This window comes from Amycolatopsis sp. NPDC004079 (assembly GCF_040610415.1).
Lineage (GTDB): Bacteria > Actinomycetota > Actinomycetes > Mycobacteriales > Pseudonocardiaceae > Amycolatopsis > Amycolatopsis halotolerans.
Genome location: NZ_JBEXMH010000003.1, coordinates 262665 through 275950, shown reverse-complemented (window position 1 = coordinate 275950; position 13286 = coordinate 262665). Strand labels below are relative to the sequence as shown.

The following is a 13286-nucleotide window of genomic DNA, read 5'->3' as shown; positions in this document are numbered from 1 at the left end:
CCGGAAGCCCGGCGCGGCAAGAGAACCTCGCCGGGCTTCGCGGACGTCAGACGGTTTCCTCCGCGTCGCGCGCGGCGAACACCTCGCGCGCGGCGAAGGTGGCGTTCAGCGATCGGGGGAATCCCGCGTAGACCGCCGAGTGCATGAGCGCCTCGGTGATTTCCTCGCGGCTGAGGCCGACGTTCAGCGCCGCGCCGATGTGCACCTTCAGCTGCGGTTCGCAGCCGCCGAGTGCGGTCAGCACGCCGAGGGTGACCAGCTGGCGGCTGCGCGGGTCGAGGCCGGGCCGGTCGTACATGTCGCCGAAGGCGAACGCGGCCACGTGGTGCCCGAGCGCGGGGTTGATGTCGGCGAGGGAATCGATGACGGCCTCGCCCTGGTGACCGTCGATGCGGGACAGCACCTCGAGCCCGTTCTTGCGGCGGGCGAGGTTTTCCGGGCTGTCGATGTCGTACTGGGTCACGGGAGCGGGCCTTCCTGGTAAGTGGCGATCTTGTATTCGGTGGCGGCGAGGGAAAGCTGCAGCTGAGCGATCTGCGCGCGCAGGGTGTCGCGGTGCTCCAGGAGCATTTCGCGCCGTTCGGGCACGGTGTCCGCGCCGGAATCAACCAGCTCGATGTAGCGGCGCAGGTCGCTGATCGGCATGCCCGAGACACGCATCCGCGTCAGGAACACCAGCCGACGGACCGATGCCGCGTCGTAAACCCGGTGCCCGGCGCTGTCGCGGGCGACCTCGACCAGCCCGATCCGCTCGTAGTACCGCAGCGTGTGCGGGTTCAGCCCGAGGTGTTCCGCGGTGGTGGCGATGTCCCACTCGTTCGCGTCGTCGTCCCGGGCCAGCTCCCGCAGTGCTTCGACCGACACCGTGCCTGGCGGGTCGACCGCCAGGCGCAGCGCCTCGGTCAGCGCGTCTTCCTTCTCCATGCCGAAGACGCTAAGCCTGTGAGCGCGCTCAAACGCAAGCCCTAACCCACCGACCGGACCCGGGTCACCAAAATCCCGGCCAGCAAAGTCGCCACCGCGGACGCCGCGAACAGCCCCGGATACCCGCCCAGCCAGTGCAGGATCAGCGTCGTGAGCAGCGGCGCGACCACCTGCGGCAGCGAGTTCGCGATGTTGACCACGCCGAGGTCCTTGGCCCGGTTCTGCGCCGCGGGCAGCACCTGCGTGAGCATCGCCAGCGCGACCGCCATGTAGACGCCGAACCCGACGCCCAGCAGCGGCGACGCCACCAAAGCCACCGGCCAGCTCTGCCAAATCACCAGCAGCAACGCGGCCAACGCCATGATCGCTGCCGAGCCGAGGACGTAAGGCTTGCGTTTGCCGGACTTGTCCGAGAAGTGCCCGGCCAGCACCGCGCCGATCACCAACGCGACGCCGTACAAGCCCATCATGATCAGCAGGCCGCTGTCCGGATCTGGGTAATGCACCGCGTCCTTGAGGAAGAACAGCAGGTAGAGCGTGCCGAACGCGTTGCCGAGGTTGATCATGAAGTGGCAGCCCCACGCCCACGCGAAGTCCGGATGCCGCCGCGGCGAGACCCACAGGTCGGCGAGGATTTCGCGGATCCGGCCGCTCGGGCGGAACTCCACCGGCAGCCGCGCGTCCGGGGTGCGGAGGACGAACGCCGCCGCGCCGGCGAGCACGATCGCGGCGCACGCGGCGTAGCCGAGCGGCAGTCCGGCGAGGTCGAGCATCACCACGACCACCACCGCGCCGAGCACGGTGCCGAGCATCTGCGCGATGCCGACCAGCCCGCCGACCTGCGCGCGCTGCCCGACCGGAACGCGGTCGGCGATGCCGGACATCAGCGTCGCGAGCATGCCGTTGAGCCCGGCCTGCACGAGACACCAGCCGATCGTCATCACGACGACGTTCGGGGCCTCGGCCAGCACCAGCAGCCCGGCCGCGCCGATCGCGCCGCCCGCGATCGTCCACGGATGCCGCCTGCCGAACCGCGAGCAGGTGCGGTCCGAGAGCAGGCCGATCGCCGGGTTCGCGACGAGCGCGACGGCCGCGCCGATGCCGGTCACGATGCCGAAGACGGTTTCCTTGTGCGCGGCGTCGAGCAGTTCGGCCTGCTGCGGGAGCAGCACCTGGATCGGCGCGTAAACGCCGAGCCAGAGCGCGATGTTCGCGAGGAACAGCAGCGTCATCCACCCGGCGCGGACGCGCTTGACCGGCTCGGCGAAGACGTCCGGGACAGCGGCGGCGGTGTCACTCATGGCGGACCAGCTTCCGGTACCAGGCGAAGGAATCCTTGGGCGTACGGCGTTGCGTCTCGTAATCCACGTGCACGAGCCCGAACCGCGGCGCGTAGCCCTTGGACCATTCGAAGTTGTCTAGCAGCGACCAGACGAAGTATCCGCGGACGTCGACGCCGGCATCCATCGCTTCGCGCAGCGCCCGCAGGTGGCCGGCGAGGAATTCGATCCGCTCGGGGTCTGGCACGGTGCCGTCGGCGGCCGGTTCGTCGGCGAAGCTGCAGCCGTTTTCGGTGATCTGGATCGGCGGCAGGTGTTCGCGGTAGCGCTCGTGGAAGGACACCAGCAGATCGCGCAACGCCTGCGGGACGATCGGCGAATCGTTGGTGGTCATGGGATAACCCTCGACCGGGCGCAGTTCGAACGGCAGCGGGTTTCCCTCGCCGGGAGCCGTGACGCCTTGGGGCTCGTAGTAGTTGACGCCGTAGAAATCGAGCGGCTGCGCGATGGTGGCCAGGTCGTCGGCGAAGTTCTCCGGCAGGTGCGGGTGGACCTGCTCGGGGTAGCTGCCGAGCAGCATCGGGTCGGCGAAAGTGCGGTTGATCAGTGCGTCGAGCCAGTCGGCGGCCGCGCGATCCGCGGGCGTGTCGTGGTCCGGCCAGATCGGCGAGTGGTTGTTCGCGGTGCCGATGCCGGTCGCGCCCGCCGCGCGCAGCGCCTGCACGGCCAGTCCGTGCGCGAGGTTCTGGTGATGCGCCGTGGGGAGCGCGTCGAGCAGGAGGAACTCGCCGGGCGCGTACTCGCCGATGCCGTAGCCGTAGATCGACATGACCATCGGCTCGTTGAGCGGGATCCAGAGTTTCGCCCGATCGGCGAAATGCTCCCCCACGATCGTGGCGTAATCGGCGAAGCGGAAGGCGGTGTCGCGCGAGCGCCAGCCGCCCGCGTCCTCGATCGCCTGCGGCGTGTCCCAGTGGTAGAGCGTGATCGCCGGAGCTATTCCGGCCGCGCATACCTCGTCGATCAGCTTGTCGTAGAAGGCAAGTCCCTCCGCGTTGGGCTTGCCGGCGCCGTCGGGCTGGATGCGCGGCCACGCGATCGACATCCGGTACGCGCCGACGCCGAGTTCCGCCATCAGGGCGATGTCCTCGGAGTAGCGGTGGTAGTGGTCGGCCGCTACCTTGGCGTCCTCGCCCCGGGCGATCTTGCCTTCGGTGGCGGTGAACGTGTCCCAGATGGACGGTCCCCGGCCGCCCTCGGCCGTCGCCCCCTCGATCTGGAACGCCGAGGTCGAGACACCCCACAGGAAGCCGGGCGGGAAGGTCGGATGGTCCACGCTGAGCACCCCTTGCCTTCGGACACCCTCGCGGGTGAACGTGAAAAGTTCTCATATGTTAGGTCGTCACTCGTCTCGGGGGAAGCCCCGCGGGGCGCTAAAGTCCCAGATCAGATGAGTGAATCGCGAGAGACTCCGAGGAACGACGTGGCCGAGACCCAGGCTGAACCCACACCGCTGCGGCGAAAGCCGGTTCAGCAACGCAGCGCCCGGCGGGTGGAACAGATGCTGGACGCGAGCGCCGTGCTCATCGACGAGCTCGGCTACGACGCGCTCACCACCACGCTGATCGCCAAACGCGCGGGCGTCGCGGTCGGGTCGCTGTACCAGTTCTTCCCGGACAAACGCGCGGTCGTGCAGGCGCTGACGCAGCGGAACCTGGAAGGGTTCGTGGCCGCGGTGAACGAGCGGCTGCAGCAGCTCAGCCCCGAGCACTGGTGGAACATCGTCGACTCGGTGCTCGACATCTACCTGCAGATGCACCGCGAGGTGCCGGGGTTCTCGAAGGTCCACTTCGGAGACGTCATCGACGTCCGGCTGCTGGCCGACGACCGCGACAACAACTCGGTCATCGCGGACTCGCTGGTCGAAATCCTGCGCGGGCACGTCGACCGCCCGGCCGACGAACTCCGCTTCGCCATCGCGATCGCCAACGAGACGGCGGACGCGCTGCTGAAACTCGCCTTCCGCCGCGACCCGAACGGGGACGAGCGGATCGTCGCCGAGGCCAAGCACGTGGTGAAGGGTTACCTGGCAAGCAAATTCGGCGACTGAGCGCTTCCCCAATGTGGCATTGGGTGCGTTCAGCGACTCAGCCGTTGAGGCCGTGGCGGGCCCACTGCACCCTGCCAAGGTTCGTGAGGGCCACCCTGAGGGAATCTGATTCCGTCAGGGTTCCCCTCACGGACTTCCGCGGGAGCGAGGCCGCGCAGCCCGTCTCGCCAGTCGGCGCTCTGCATCGCCCGCGAGTACCGCTGCTGCGAAACCACTGTGCGCCGCGCACCTGAGAAACCCCAATGTGGCATTGGGTGCGTCAGACGCACCCAATGTGGCGTTCGGTGCGTCAGATGCACCCAATGCCACATTGGGGCGCTCGCCAGCCCGCGGTCAGCCGAAGTTCTGGCCCTCGCCGCGATAGGTCGGGACGGTGCGTTCTACCTGGCTGCCGCGGACGAGGTGGTACTGCAGGAACCGTTCGGCCAATTCGCCCGCCTTCGCGTGCCGCAGCCAGACCCGGTCGCCCAGGCGCAGGGAGCGCGCGGCCTCGCCGGTCACCGGCGTCTGCACCTCGCCGGCGCCCTCGAAACCCAGCAGGCGCAAGCCTTCCGGCAGGTACGGCGACGGTTCGCGAGAATGGCCGGTCGGGCCAGAGGCGATGTAGCCGCCGGAGTACAGCGTCGCGACGTTCTTCGCCGGACGACGCACCACCGGCAGCGCGAACAACGCGGCCGGGCGCGGCTGGAAGTGCGAATAGCCGTCGAACAGGGTCGGCGCGAGGAAGCCGGAACCGGCGGCGATCTCGGTGACCGCGTTCTCCGCGCCGGTGGTCTCGATGCTTCCGGTGCCGCCGCCGTTGACGAACTCCAGGTCAGCGACCTCGCGCACGGCACGCACCGCGGCACTCCGGCGGCGGGCCAGTTCCGCTGCGGATCGGCGTTGCATCCAGCCGATCACCCGGTTCTGCAGGCCTTTCCCGGCGGCGTCGCCTAGTCCGGCGATCTGGCCTTCGTACGCCATCATCCCGACCAACTGGAAGCCCGGCCGGGCGACGATCTTCCGCGCCACCGCGGCGGCTTGCCCCGGTTTGAACACCGGCGAACGCCTTGTCCCGACATGCACGCCGGGCAGCGGCCGCCAGGACGCGTCGAGTTCGAGGCACACGCGGATGTCCGGGTGCCCGTGGCCGAGCGCGGCGTCGACGAGATCGAGGTGTTCGGTCGAGTCGACCATGATCGTGACCGCCGCGCGGGCGCGTTCGCTCGCGGCCAGCCGGCGGAGCGCTTCGTGGTCGGCGGTCGGGTACGCGACCACGATGTCGGCGGAAGTGCCCAGCTCAGCGTGCCAAACGGCCTCGGCGAGCGAGTAGCACATCAGGCCTTCGAAGCCGTCTCGCGCGAGCGCCCGCTCCAGCAGCGCACGGCAGCGCACGGACTTGCTGACCACCCGGATCGGCTTGCCCGCGGCCCGGCGCAGCAGGTCGTCGGCGTTGGCGTCGAAGGCGTCCAGGTCGACGATCGCGAGCGGCGGATCCAGGTCCTTCGTCGCGAGGTCGTACCCGTGCGCTGAGGTGGTCACGCACTTACGGTACGACAACAACGCTTGAAACGCGAATACTATTCACTTACGGTTCCGGCATCTATCGTGGGAACCTTCCAGCGAAGAACAGGTGCCGCAATGACGTGGAGCAACTGGGCCGGAACGGCCAAGGCCACCCCGCAACGGGTGCACCGGCCGCGCAGCGCGGCCGAGATCGCCGAGGTCGTGGCCGGGATCGCCGAGGCGGGGCACCGCGTCCGCGCGTGGGGCAGCGGGCATTCGTTCACCGCGATCGCCGCCGCCGATTGCGACGCGCTCGACCTCACCGCCTGGACCGGCATCGAACGCGCCGACCTCGAAACGCAGCAGGTCACCGTCCGTTCCGGCACCACTTTGCGCACTCTCAACGCCGCTCTCGACGCGCTCGGGCTCGCCATGACGAACCTCGGCGACATCGACGCACAGACGATCGCTGGCGCGATTTCCACCGGCACGCACGGCACCGGTGCGCGCTTCGGCGGAATCTCGACGCAGATCGTCGCGCTGGAACTCGTGCTCGCTGACGGTTCCCTGGTCCGCTGTTCGGCCGACGAGCGTCCGGAGTTGTTCCACGCCGCCCGCGTAGGCCTTGGCGCGCTTGGCGTCATCAGCACCGTGACCCTCCAATGTGAACAGTCCTTTGTGCTCTCCGCGCAGGAACGTCCGGAGCCGCTGGAGCAGGTCCTCGAGGGCTTCGACGACAACGCCGCGAACAACGACCACTTCGAGTTCTACTGGTTTCCCTACGGCACCAAGGCGTTGGTGAAGCGCAACAACCGGCTGCCGGTGGACGCCGAGCGGAAACCATTGTCCCGCCTGCGACAGTTCGTGGACTACGAGCTCACTGAGAACGTCGCGTTCGGCGGACTCTGCCGGCTCGGCCGCGCGGTGCCGAAACTGGTGCGTCCGCTGGGCGCGTTCGCCTCGCAGGTGTCGTCGCCGCGCGAGTACAGCGATCTTTCGCACCGCGTTTTCGTCACCCATCGCGGCGTGCGGTTCGTGGAGTCCGAGTACGCGGTCCCGCGCGAATCAGTGCTCGACGTGCTGGCCGAACTGCGGACAGTGGTGCCGCGGCTGAAAGATCCGGTGGCGTTCCCAGTCGAGGTGCGCGTGGCCGCGGCCGACGACATCTGGCTGTCCACCGCGAACGGCCGCGATTCCGCGTACATCGCGATCCACCAGTTCCTCGGCATGCCCTACCGCGAGTACTTCGCCGCGTTCGAGAACGTCGTGGGCCAGGTCGGCGGGCGGCCGCACTGGGGCAAAATGCACGATCTCGACGCGTCCGTGCTGCGCACCCGCTACCCGCACTTCGACGACTTCCTGCGGGTGCGGAAGGAGTGCGACCCGGCCGGGACGTTCGCCAACACCTATCTCGACCGGGTCCTCGGAAGCGTCTGATCAGTTCCGGGATCAGTTCGGCTCGAACAGCGAACTGACCGACTCTCCATTGTGGATTCGCCGCATCGCCTCGGCCAGCGCCGGGGCGATGGACAGGATCCGCAGCTTCTCCGTGCGCTCCTCGACCGGCACCGGCACCGTGTTCGTGCAGACGATCTCCAGCACGTCCTCCTGGCCGCCGATCCGCTTGAGCGCGCCGTCGGCGAACAGCCCGTGCGTGCAGGCCACCCGGATCGACCGCGCGCCCATCTCCCGCAGCCGGTCCAGCAGTTCCAGCACCGTGCTGCCGCGCGCGATCTCGTCGTCCAGCACGATGATGTCGCGGCCGGCGATCTCACCGATCACCGACGTGATCTCGACCCGGTCGTCGGCGAACCGCTGCTTCGCACCGGCCGCGACCTTCGCGCCGAGCAGCCGGGCGAAATGCGCGGCTTCCTTGGCGTTGCCCAAATCCGGCGACACGACCGTGGTTTCCGAAAGGTCGTACTGCCGGAAGTACCGCGCCAGCTCGCGCAGCGCGTGCAGGTGGTCGACCGGCACGCTGAAGAACCCGTGCACCTGCGGCGAGTGCAGCGTCATGGTGAGCACGCGGTTCGCACCCGCGGTGACCATCAAATCCGCGACCAGCCTGCCGCCGATGGAGATCCGCGGCGCGTCCTTTTTGTCCGAGCGCGCGTACGAATAGTGCGGCATCACGACGGTGGTGCGCGCGGCCGAGGCGCCGCGGGCCGCGTCGAGCATCAGCAGCAGCTCGACCAGGTGTTCCTGGACCGGTTTGACCAGCGGCTGGATCAGGAAGACGTCCCGCTCGCGGCAGTTGGCCTGGAGCTGGACCTGGAGACAGTCGTTGGCGAACCGGTCGATCTCCACCGGAAGCAGCGGAACGCCCAGGTTGGCGCAGATTTCTTCGGCGAGCTCGGGATGCGCGCTGCCGCTGAAAACCGCGATGTCGCGCATCAGATCCGAGACAGCGCGTCGGCGATGGAATCGTCGCCGGAGACGAGCTCAAGCGTGCGCCGGGCCGTCGCCGGAGTGTCGAGCAGCGCCAGCAGCACCGCGGCGACGTCCTCGCGCGGGATCTCCCCGCCGTCGACCTTCTCCGCGATCTTCACCTGGCCGGTGCCGGAATCGTTGGTGAGGCGGCCGGGACGCAGGATCGTCCAGTCGAGGTCGCGGGCCTTGAGGTCTTCCTCGGCGGCGCGCTTGGCCCGCAGGTAGGCGGCGAAAACCGGGTCGAAGCCGGGGTCGTCCGCCTTGTCCGCGTTGATCGAACCGACCTGGATGAACCGGCGGACGCCAGCGCGCTGCGCGGCATCGGCGAACAGCACGGCCGCGCCGCGGTCCACCGTGTCTTTCCGCCCCTCGCCGCTGCCCGGGCCGGCACCGGCGGAGAACACCGCGGCGTCCGCGCCTTCGAGCGCCTTGGCGACAGCGTCTACATCGGACTTCTCGAGGTCGAGCACAACAGTCTCGGCACCGACGGCGATCAGGTCCGCTTCGTGATCCGGATTGCGCACGATGCCGACCGGCGCGTCGTGCCGCTGCGCGAGCAGCTTTTCCAGGTGCAGGGCGATCTGGCCGTGTCCGCCAGCAATGACGACTCGCATGAACCCGACTCTATCGCCGCGCGCGGACCGACGCCGGTGCTTCAGTCCGCCTCGGCGGGGACGGGGGCGTCGGAGTCCTCGCGCAGCAGCAGGTCGTAGGCCATCTCGTTGACCCAGCGCGAAACCGGGTCCTCCTGCAGCAGCACCCGGTCGTGGTGGGTGTCGAGGTCGAGGTCGGCGGTGGCGTACGGGTCGGCGGTGACGACCGCGAGGCCGTAGGCGCGGGCGCGCGGCAGACAGTTCGTCACGTAGTCGTCGGTCAGCACGGCAGGCGATGGGAGCACCATCGCGGCCTCGCCGTAGCGCGAAAAGGGCACCGCGGAGGCCATCGCGGTCCGCCAGTGCCGGGCGACCGCGAGGACGCCGATGATCTCGGCGGCCGGCGCGGGTGCGGTCGCGGCCAGCTCTGGCCAGGTCCAGGTGTCGACGAGGGCGCGATCGGCGACGGGACCGACACCCATCGCGATCCGCTCCGCGTGCACGTCGGTCTTGAGCTTCGCGACGATGCTGACCTTGCGGCCGAGCAGGGTCGTCGCGGGCAGCACCACGCCGTTCCAGCCCAGAAGGGCCGCGGCCTTGCGCGCCAGCTCGTCGACGCTCGCGGGGAGCTCGATCGGCGGCAGCACCCGGCTCGCCGTCGTCCGGCTGCGCTTCGCACCGCCGGCGACCGTCGAGCGCTCGGTGTTCTGTGGGGTAGCCGCCACGAGTCCGCCTCCTTCAAGCACCTGTTCCTCAAGCACCGGCGAAAACCGGTACATGAACTGAGTACCAGGGCAAAGACGCGAGGTCTCCGGGTTGCCCGGCCGCGTGCGATCGGCGGCGCTCAGCGGTCGGTGACCGGTCGGTAGGCGGTCGTTCGACTTCAGCCCGACCGTGCGGCCAACCGAGTGAGCCGGGGGTGAGTGGTGCGCACGGAGCGCTTCCCCTGGGTGGCGCGCCACCCGCGCGGGGGCGAGGCAGGCGGCGCAACGCCTTACTCCGATCGGCCTAATCAACCGGGTTCCACAGTGGACTTCCCCTGGTCACCGGCGTCACCCGGATGGCGGGTGAGCTTCGCCGCAGCGGGGGTTCGGGTCTCCGGTTTAGGGTTACCCGTCGGTCAAGTACCCGCCGGGAGGACCAGGATGCGCTCGCCGAAGGACTTCTTCGCCCCGCTCGCCGTAGGAGCGCCGCAGCCGCCGCGGCAGATCCCGGTGCGGCCGTCGCGCATGATCCACTTTTTCGATCCGGGCAACGAAAAGATGGCCGCGAAGGTCCCGGACATCGCGAAGAAGACCGACGTGCTGCTGGGCAACCTGGAGGACGCGGTCCGCGCCGACCGCAAAGAAGCCGCGCGCGCCGGGCTGGTGTCGATCGCGAAGGCGACGGACTTCGGCCGCACGCAGCTGTGGACGCGGGTGAACAGCCTCGACTCGCCGTGGGTGCTGGACGACCTGATCACCCTGGTCACCGAGATCGGCGACAAGCTCGACGTGATCATGGTCCCGAAGGTCGAAGGCGCACAGGACATTCACTACGTCGACCGGTTGCTGGCGCAACTGGAGGCGCGGGCCGGGCTGACGAAACCGCTGCTGGTGCACGCGATCCTGGAAACGGCGAGCGGCGTGGCGAACGTCGAGGAAATCGCCGGAGCGTCACCGCGCATGCAGGGCATCTCGCTGGGCCCGGCCGACCTGGCCGCGAGCCGCCGGATGAAGACGACCCGTGTTGGCGGCGGCCACCCGGGATATCTGGTGCGCACCGACCCGGTCGGCGACGACCTCAACGAGGGCCGCACGACGTATCAGCAGGATCTGTGGCACTACACGGTCGCGCGGATGGTCGACGCGTGCGCGATGAACGGAATCCTTCCGTACTACGGACCGTTCGGCGACATCCGCGACGTGGTGGCGTGCGAGGACCAGTTCCGCAACGCGTTCCTGCTCGGCTGCGTCGGCGCGTGGAGCCTGCACCCGGTGCAGATCGACATCGCGAAGAAGGTTTTCTCGCCGTCCCCCGCGGATGTGGCGTGGGCCCGGCGCGTGATCGCCGAGATGGGCGACGGCACCGGCGCGGTGATGATCGACGGGAAAATGCAGGACGACGCCTCGGTCAAGCAGTGCCGGGTGGTCGTGGAACTGGCGGACGAACTGGCCGGTGACGACCCCGAACTGGCCGCCGCGTACGACGCCGCGACGAAGGAGATCCAGTCATGACCGAACTCCGCCCGCGGCGGTCCGTGCTGTACATGCCCGGCGCGAACGAACGCGCGCTGGAGAAGGCGAAGACGCTGCCCGCGGACGCGTTGATCCTGGACTTGGAAGACGCCGTCGCGCCGGACGCGAAGGAAGCCGCGCGGGAACGGGTCTGCGCTGCTGTCGGCACCTATGGCTCGCGCGAAGTGACCATCCGAGTCAACGGCCTGGACACCGAATGGCACGACGCCGACCTGCGCGCTGCGGCTGCCGCCGGTCCCGCCGCCGTGGTGGTGCCGAAGGTGAACTCGGCGGCTGAGGTGCACAACATCGAGCGCGCGCTGGAGCTTGGCGGAGCGCCGGAGCACACGAAGATCTGGGCGATGGTCGAGACGCCGATCGCGATGCTGCACGCTTCCGAGATCGCGGGCGCGTCGGAACGGTTGACCGTACTGGTGATGGGCACGAACGACCTGGCGAAGGAACTGCACGCGGAGTTCGTGCCGGGCCGGGGACCGTTGCTGGGCGGGCTTTCGCTGTGTCTGCTCGCCGCTCGCGCGACCGGGAAGGTGATCCTGGACGGCGTCTACAACGACGTCAAGGACGCGGCCGGGTTCGAGGCGGAATGCTTGCAGGGGCGGCAGTACGGGTTCGACGGGAAGACGTTGATCCATCCTTCGCAGGTGGAGCCTTGCAACCGGGTCTTCGCGCCTTCGGAGGAGGAGATCGACCGGTCTCAGCGGATCATCGCGGCGTTCGAGGAGGCTTCGGCCGAGGGACGCGGTGTGGTTACTGTGGATGGGCGGATGATCGAGAACCTGCATGTCGAGAACGCGCGGCGGGTGCTGGCGTTGGCGGAGGCGATCGGGGCGGCTAGCTAACCGGCCAAGGAAGCTGCTCCCCGCGCAGCTTCTCGAACTCCGCCGCGACCCGCAGGACCTCCAGGTCCGCGAACCGACGTCCCGCGATCTGCAGGCCGATCGGCAAACCCTCCGGGGTATAACCGCAGTTCAGAGATACCGCGGGCTGGCCGGACATGTTGTACGGCACGGTGAAAGCGATGTGCTCGAACGGCCGCGTCGGGTCGTTTGTCGGGGACGGCCAGTCGGCGGGCGGCGGTCCGACGGGGCAGGTCGGCGACAGGACCACGTCGTACGGTTCGGTCGCGCGCAGGGCGGCCACGCTGATCGCGTCGATGGCGGCGAAACCGCGGTAAGTGTCCACACCGGACGCGCTCGCGCCCCCGGCCGCCCAATCCGCGATGTACGGCAGGACTTGGGCGCGTTGGTCTTCCGTCAGTGCGGCCATGTCCGACCAGGCACGGACTCGCCAGAAGATGTCCAGGCCGTCCAGGTGGTCGCGAGTCAGGAACGGGGCGACAGGCTCCACGATCGCGCCTGCGGACGAGAACAGAACGGCGGCGGCGGTGACTGCGTCGGCGATCTCCGAAGTGACGGGGAGGCCGACGCCGGGGTCCAGTTGCAGGCCGACGCGCAGGCCATCTAGCGAACTGCTCAGGGAGAGCCAGTCGATCGACGCTGGCGGCAGGCTGAGGTGGTCCCGCGAATCGGGTTGGGCCAGGACGCTCATCAGCAGGGCGGTGTCGGCGACGGTCCTGGTCAGGGGTCCGGCGACGCGGCCGAGGAAGGGCGGATCGACTGGTACGCGGCCGAAGCTGGGTTTCAGGCCGACTAGGCCGCACCAACCGGCGGGGAGGCGGATCGAGCCGCCGATGTCGGTGCCTACGTGCAAGGGGCCGTAGCCTGCGGCGGCTGCGGAGGCGGCTCCTGCGCTGGAACCGCCGGGAGTGCGCGTGACGTCCCACGGGTTGCGCGAAGCGGCGTGGAAGCTTGAAAGGCCTGAGGTGAGCATGCCGTAGTCGGGCATGGTCGTCTTTGCCAGCAGTACTGCGCCTGACTCGCGTACGCGGGCTGCAGCGGGGGCGTCAGCGGCTGCGGGTGTTAAGGAAGTAGCGGCGGTGCCTAGCGGGGTGGGCACGCCGTAGGAGGCGATGTTTTCCTTCAGTGTCAGCGGTACGCCGTCGATGGCACCGGAGGGTTCGCCAGCGTGCCAGCGTGCTTCGGACGCCTTCGCTGCTTCGCGCGCTGAAGCTGCGTCGTACGCGTACAGGGCGTGCAGTTCGGTTTCGCGGGCATCGATGCGCGCGAGGACGGCTTCGGTGACTTCGACCGGCGAGAACGTCTGCGCGCGGTACCCAGCTACCAACTCGTTAGCCGTCAGGTCGGCCAATTCGGTCACTAGTGGAACC

At 68.9% G+C, this 13286-nt stretch carries 13 protein-coding genes; 4 read left to right on the top strand and 9 right to left on the bottom strand.

The window, feature by feature from the left end; all coding sequences use genetic code 11:
• Positions 1-46 precede the first annotated feature (46 nt).
• From ABZX37_RS04920 to ABZX37_RS04905, 4 genes are read right to left on the bottom strand one after another with little or no spacing between them, the layout of a single operon-like run.
• Entirely contained in the window at positions 47-463 is a 417-nt protein-coding gene (locus ABZX37_RS04920) for a carboxymuconolactone decarboxylase family protein (protein ID WP_354736062.1), read from the bottom strand.
• Positions 460-924 (bottom strand): MerR family transcriptional regulator, encoded by a 465-nt coding sequence (locus ABZX37_RS04915; RefSeq protein WP_354736060.1) that lies wholly within the window; start codon positions 922-924, stop codon positions 460-462. The genes ABZX37_RS04920 and ABZX37_RS04915 overlap by 4 nt, the downstream gene beginning before the upstream one ends.
• A gap of 41 nt (positions 925-965) precedes the next feature.
• On the bottom strand, positions 966-2225 hold the full coding sequence (locus ABZX37_RS04910; protein ID WP_354736058.1) for an MFS transporter: 1260 nt from the start codon (positions 2223-2225) through the stop codon (positions 966-968).
• Positions 2218-3540 (bottom strand): GH1 family beta-glucosidase, encoded by a 1323-nt coding sequence (locus ABZX37_RS04905; protein WP_354736056.1) that lies wholly within the window; start codon positions 3538-3540, stop codon positions 2218-2220. Before ABZX37_RS04905 ends, ABZX37_RS04910 begins: the two co-directional genes overlap by 8 nt.
• Before the next feature lie 114 nt (positions 3541-3654).
• Between ABZX37_RS04905 and ABZX37_RS04900 the strand changes: the two genes are divergently transcribed.
• Positions 3655-4314, top strand: a complete 660-nt coding sequence (locus ABZX37_RS04900) for a TetR family transcriptional regulator (RefSeq protein ID WP_354736054.1) — start codon at positions 3655-3657, stop codon at positions 4312-4314.
• A 333-nt stretch (positions 4315-4647) separates the two neighbouring features.
• Here the strand turns inward: ABZX37_RS04900 and ABZX37_RS04895 are convergent, their stop codons facing one another.
• Positions 4648-5835: an amino acid deaminase/aldolase gene (locus ABZX37_RS04895; RefSeq protein ID WP_354736052.1), complete on the bottom strand. Its 1188-nt coding sequence runs from the start codon at positions 5833-5835 to the stop codon at positions 4648-4650.
• A gap of 99 nt (positions 5836-5934) precedes the next feature.
• Here ABZX37_RS04895 and ABZX37_RS04890 point away from each other — a divergent pair, with 99 nt between their 5' ends.
• Complete coding sequence (locus ABZX37_RS04890; RefSeq protein WP_354736050.1) at positions 5935-7236, top strand: D-arabinono-1,4-lactone oxidase; 1302 nt, start codon at positions 5935-5937, stop codon at positions 7234-7236.
• A 12-nt stretch (positions 7237-7248) separates the two neighbouring features.
• Here ABZX37_RS04890 and ABZX37_RS04885 read toward each other — a convergent pair whose 3' ends face one another.
• From ABZX37_RS04885 to ABZX37_RS04875, 3 genes are read right to left on the bottom strand one after another with little or no spacing between them, the layout of a single operon-like run.
• Complete coding sequence (locus ABZX37_RS04885; protein WP_354736048.1) at positions 7249-8193, bottom strand: ribose-phosphate pyrophosphokinase; 945 nt, start codon at positions 8191-8193, stop codon at positions 7249-7251.
• The gene (locus ABZX37_RS04880; protein ID WP_354736046.1) at positions 8193-8843 is read right to left on the bottom strand and encodes an SDR family oxidoreductase; all 651 of its coding nucleotides are present in this window, start codon (positions 8841-8843) and stop codon (positions 8193-8195) included. The genes ABZX37_RS04885 and ABZX37_RS04880 overlap by 1 nt, the downstream gene beginning before the upstream one ends.
• A 41-nt stretch (positions 8844-8884) precedes the next feature.
• Positions 8885-9547, bottom strand: a complete 663-nt coding sequence (locus tag ABZX37_RS04875) for a hypothetical protein (protein ID WP_037809258.1) — start codon at positions 9545-9547, stop codon at positions 8885-8887.
• Between the two features lie 420 nt (positions 9548-9967).
• Between ABZX37_RS04875 and ABZX37_RS04870 the strand changes: the two genes are divergently transcribed.
• Together ABZX37_RS04870 and ABZX37_RS04865 are read left to right on the top strand one after the other, a co-directional pair.
• Positions 9968-11038, top strand: a complete 1071-nt coding sequence (locus tag ABZX37_RS04870; protein WP_354736044.1) for a CoA ester lyase — start codon at positions 9968-9970, stop codon at positions 11036-11038.
• Entirely contained in the window at positions 11035-11898 is an 864-nt protein-coding gene (locus ABZX37_RS04865; protein WP_354736042.1) for a CoA ester lyase, read from the top strand. The genes ABZX37_RS04870 and ABZX37_RS04865 overlap by 4 nt, the downstream gene beginning before the upstream one ends.
• Here ABZX37_RS04865 and ABZX37_RS04860 read toward each other — a convergent pair.
• A complete protein-coding gene (locus ABZX37_RS04860) occupies positions 11891-13276 on the bottom strand; it encodes an amidase (protein WP_354736040.1) in 1386 nt (461 codons plus the stop codon). The genes ABZX37_RS04865 and ABZX37_RS04860 overlap by 8 nt on opposite strands.
• Positions 13277-13286: the final 10 nt, after the last annotated feature.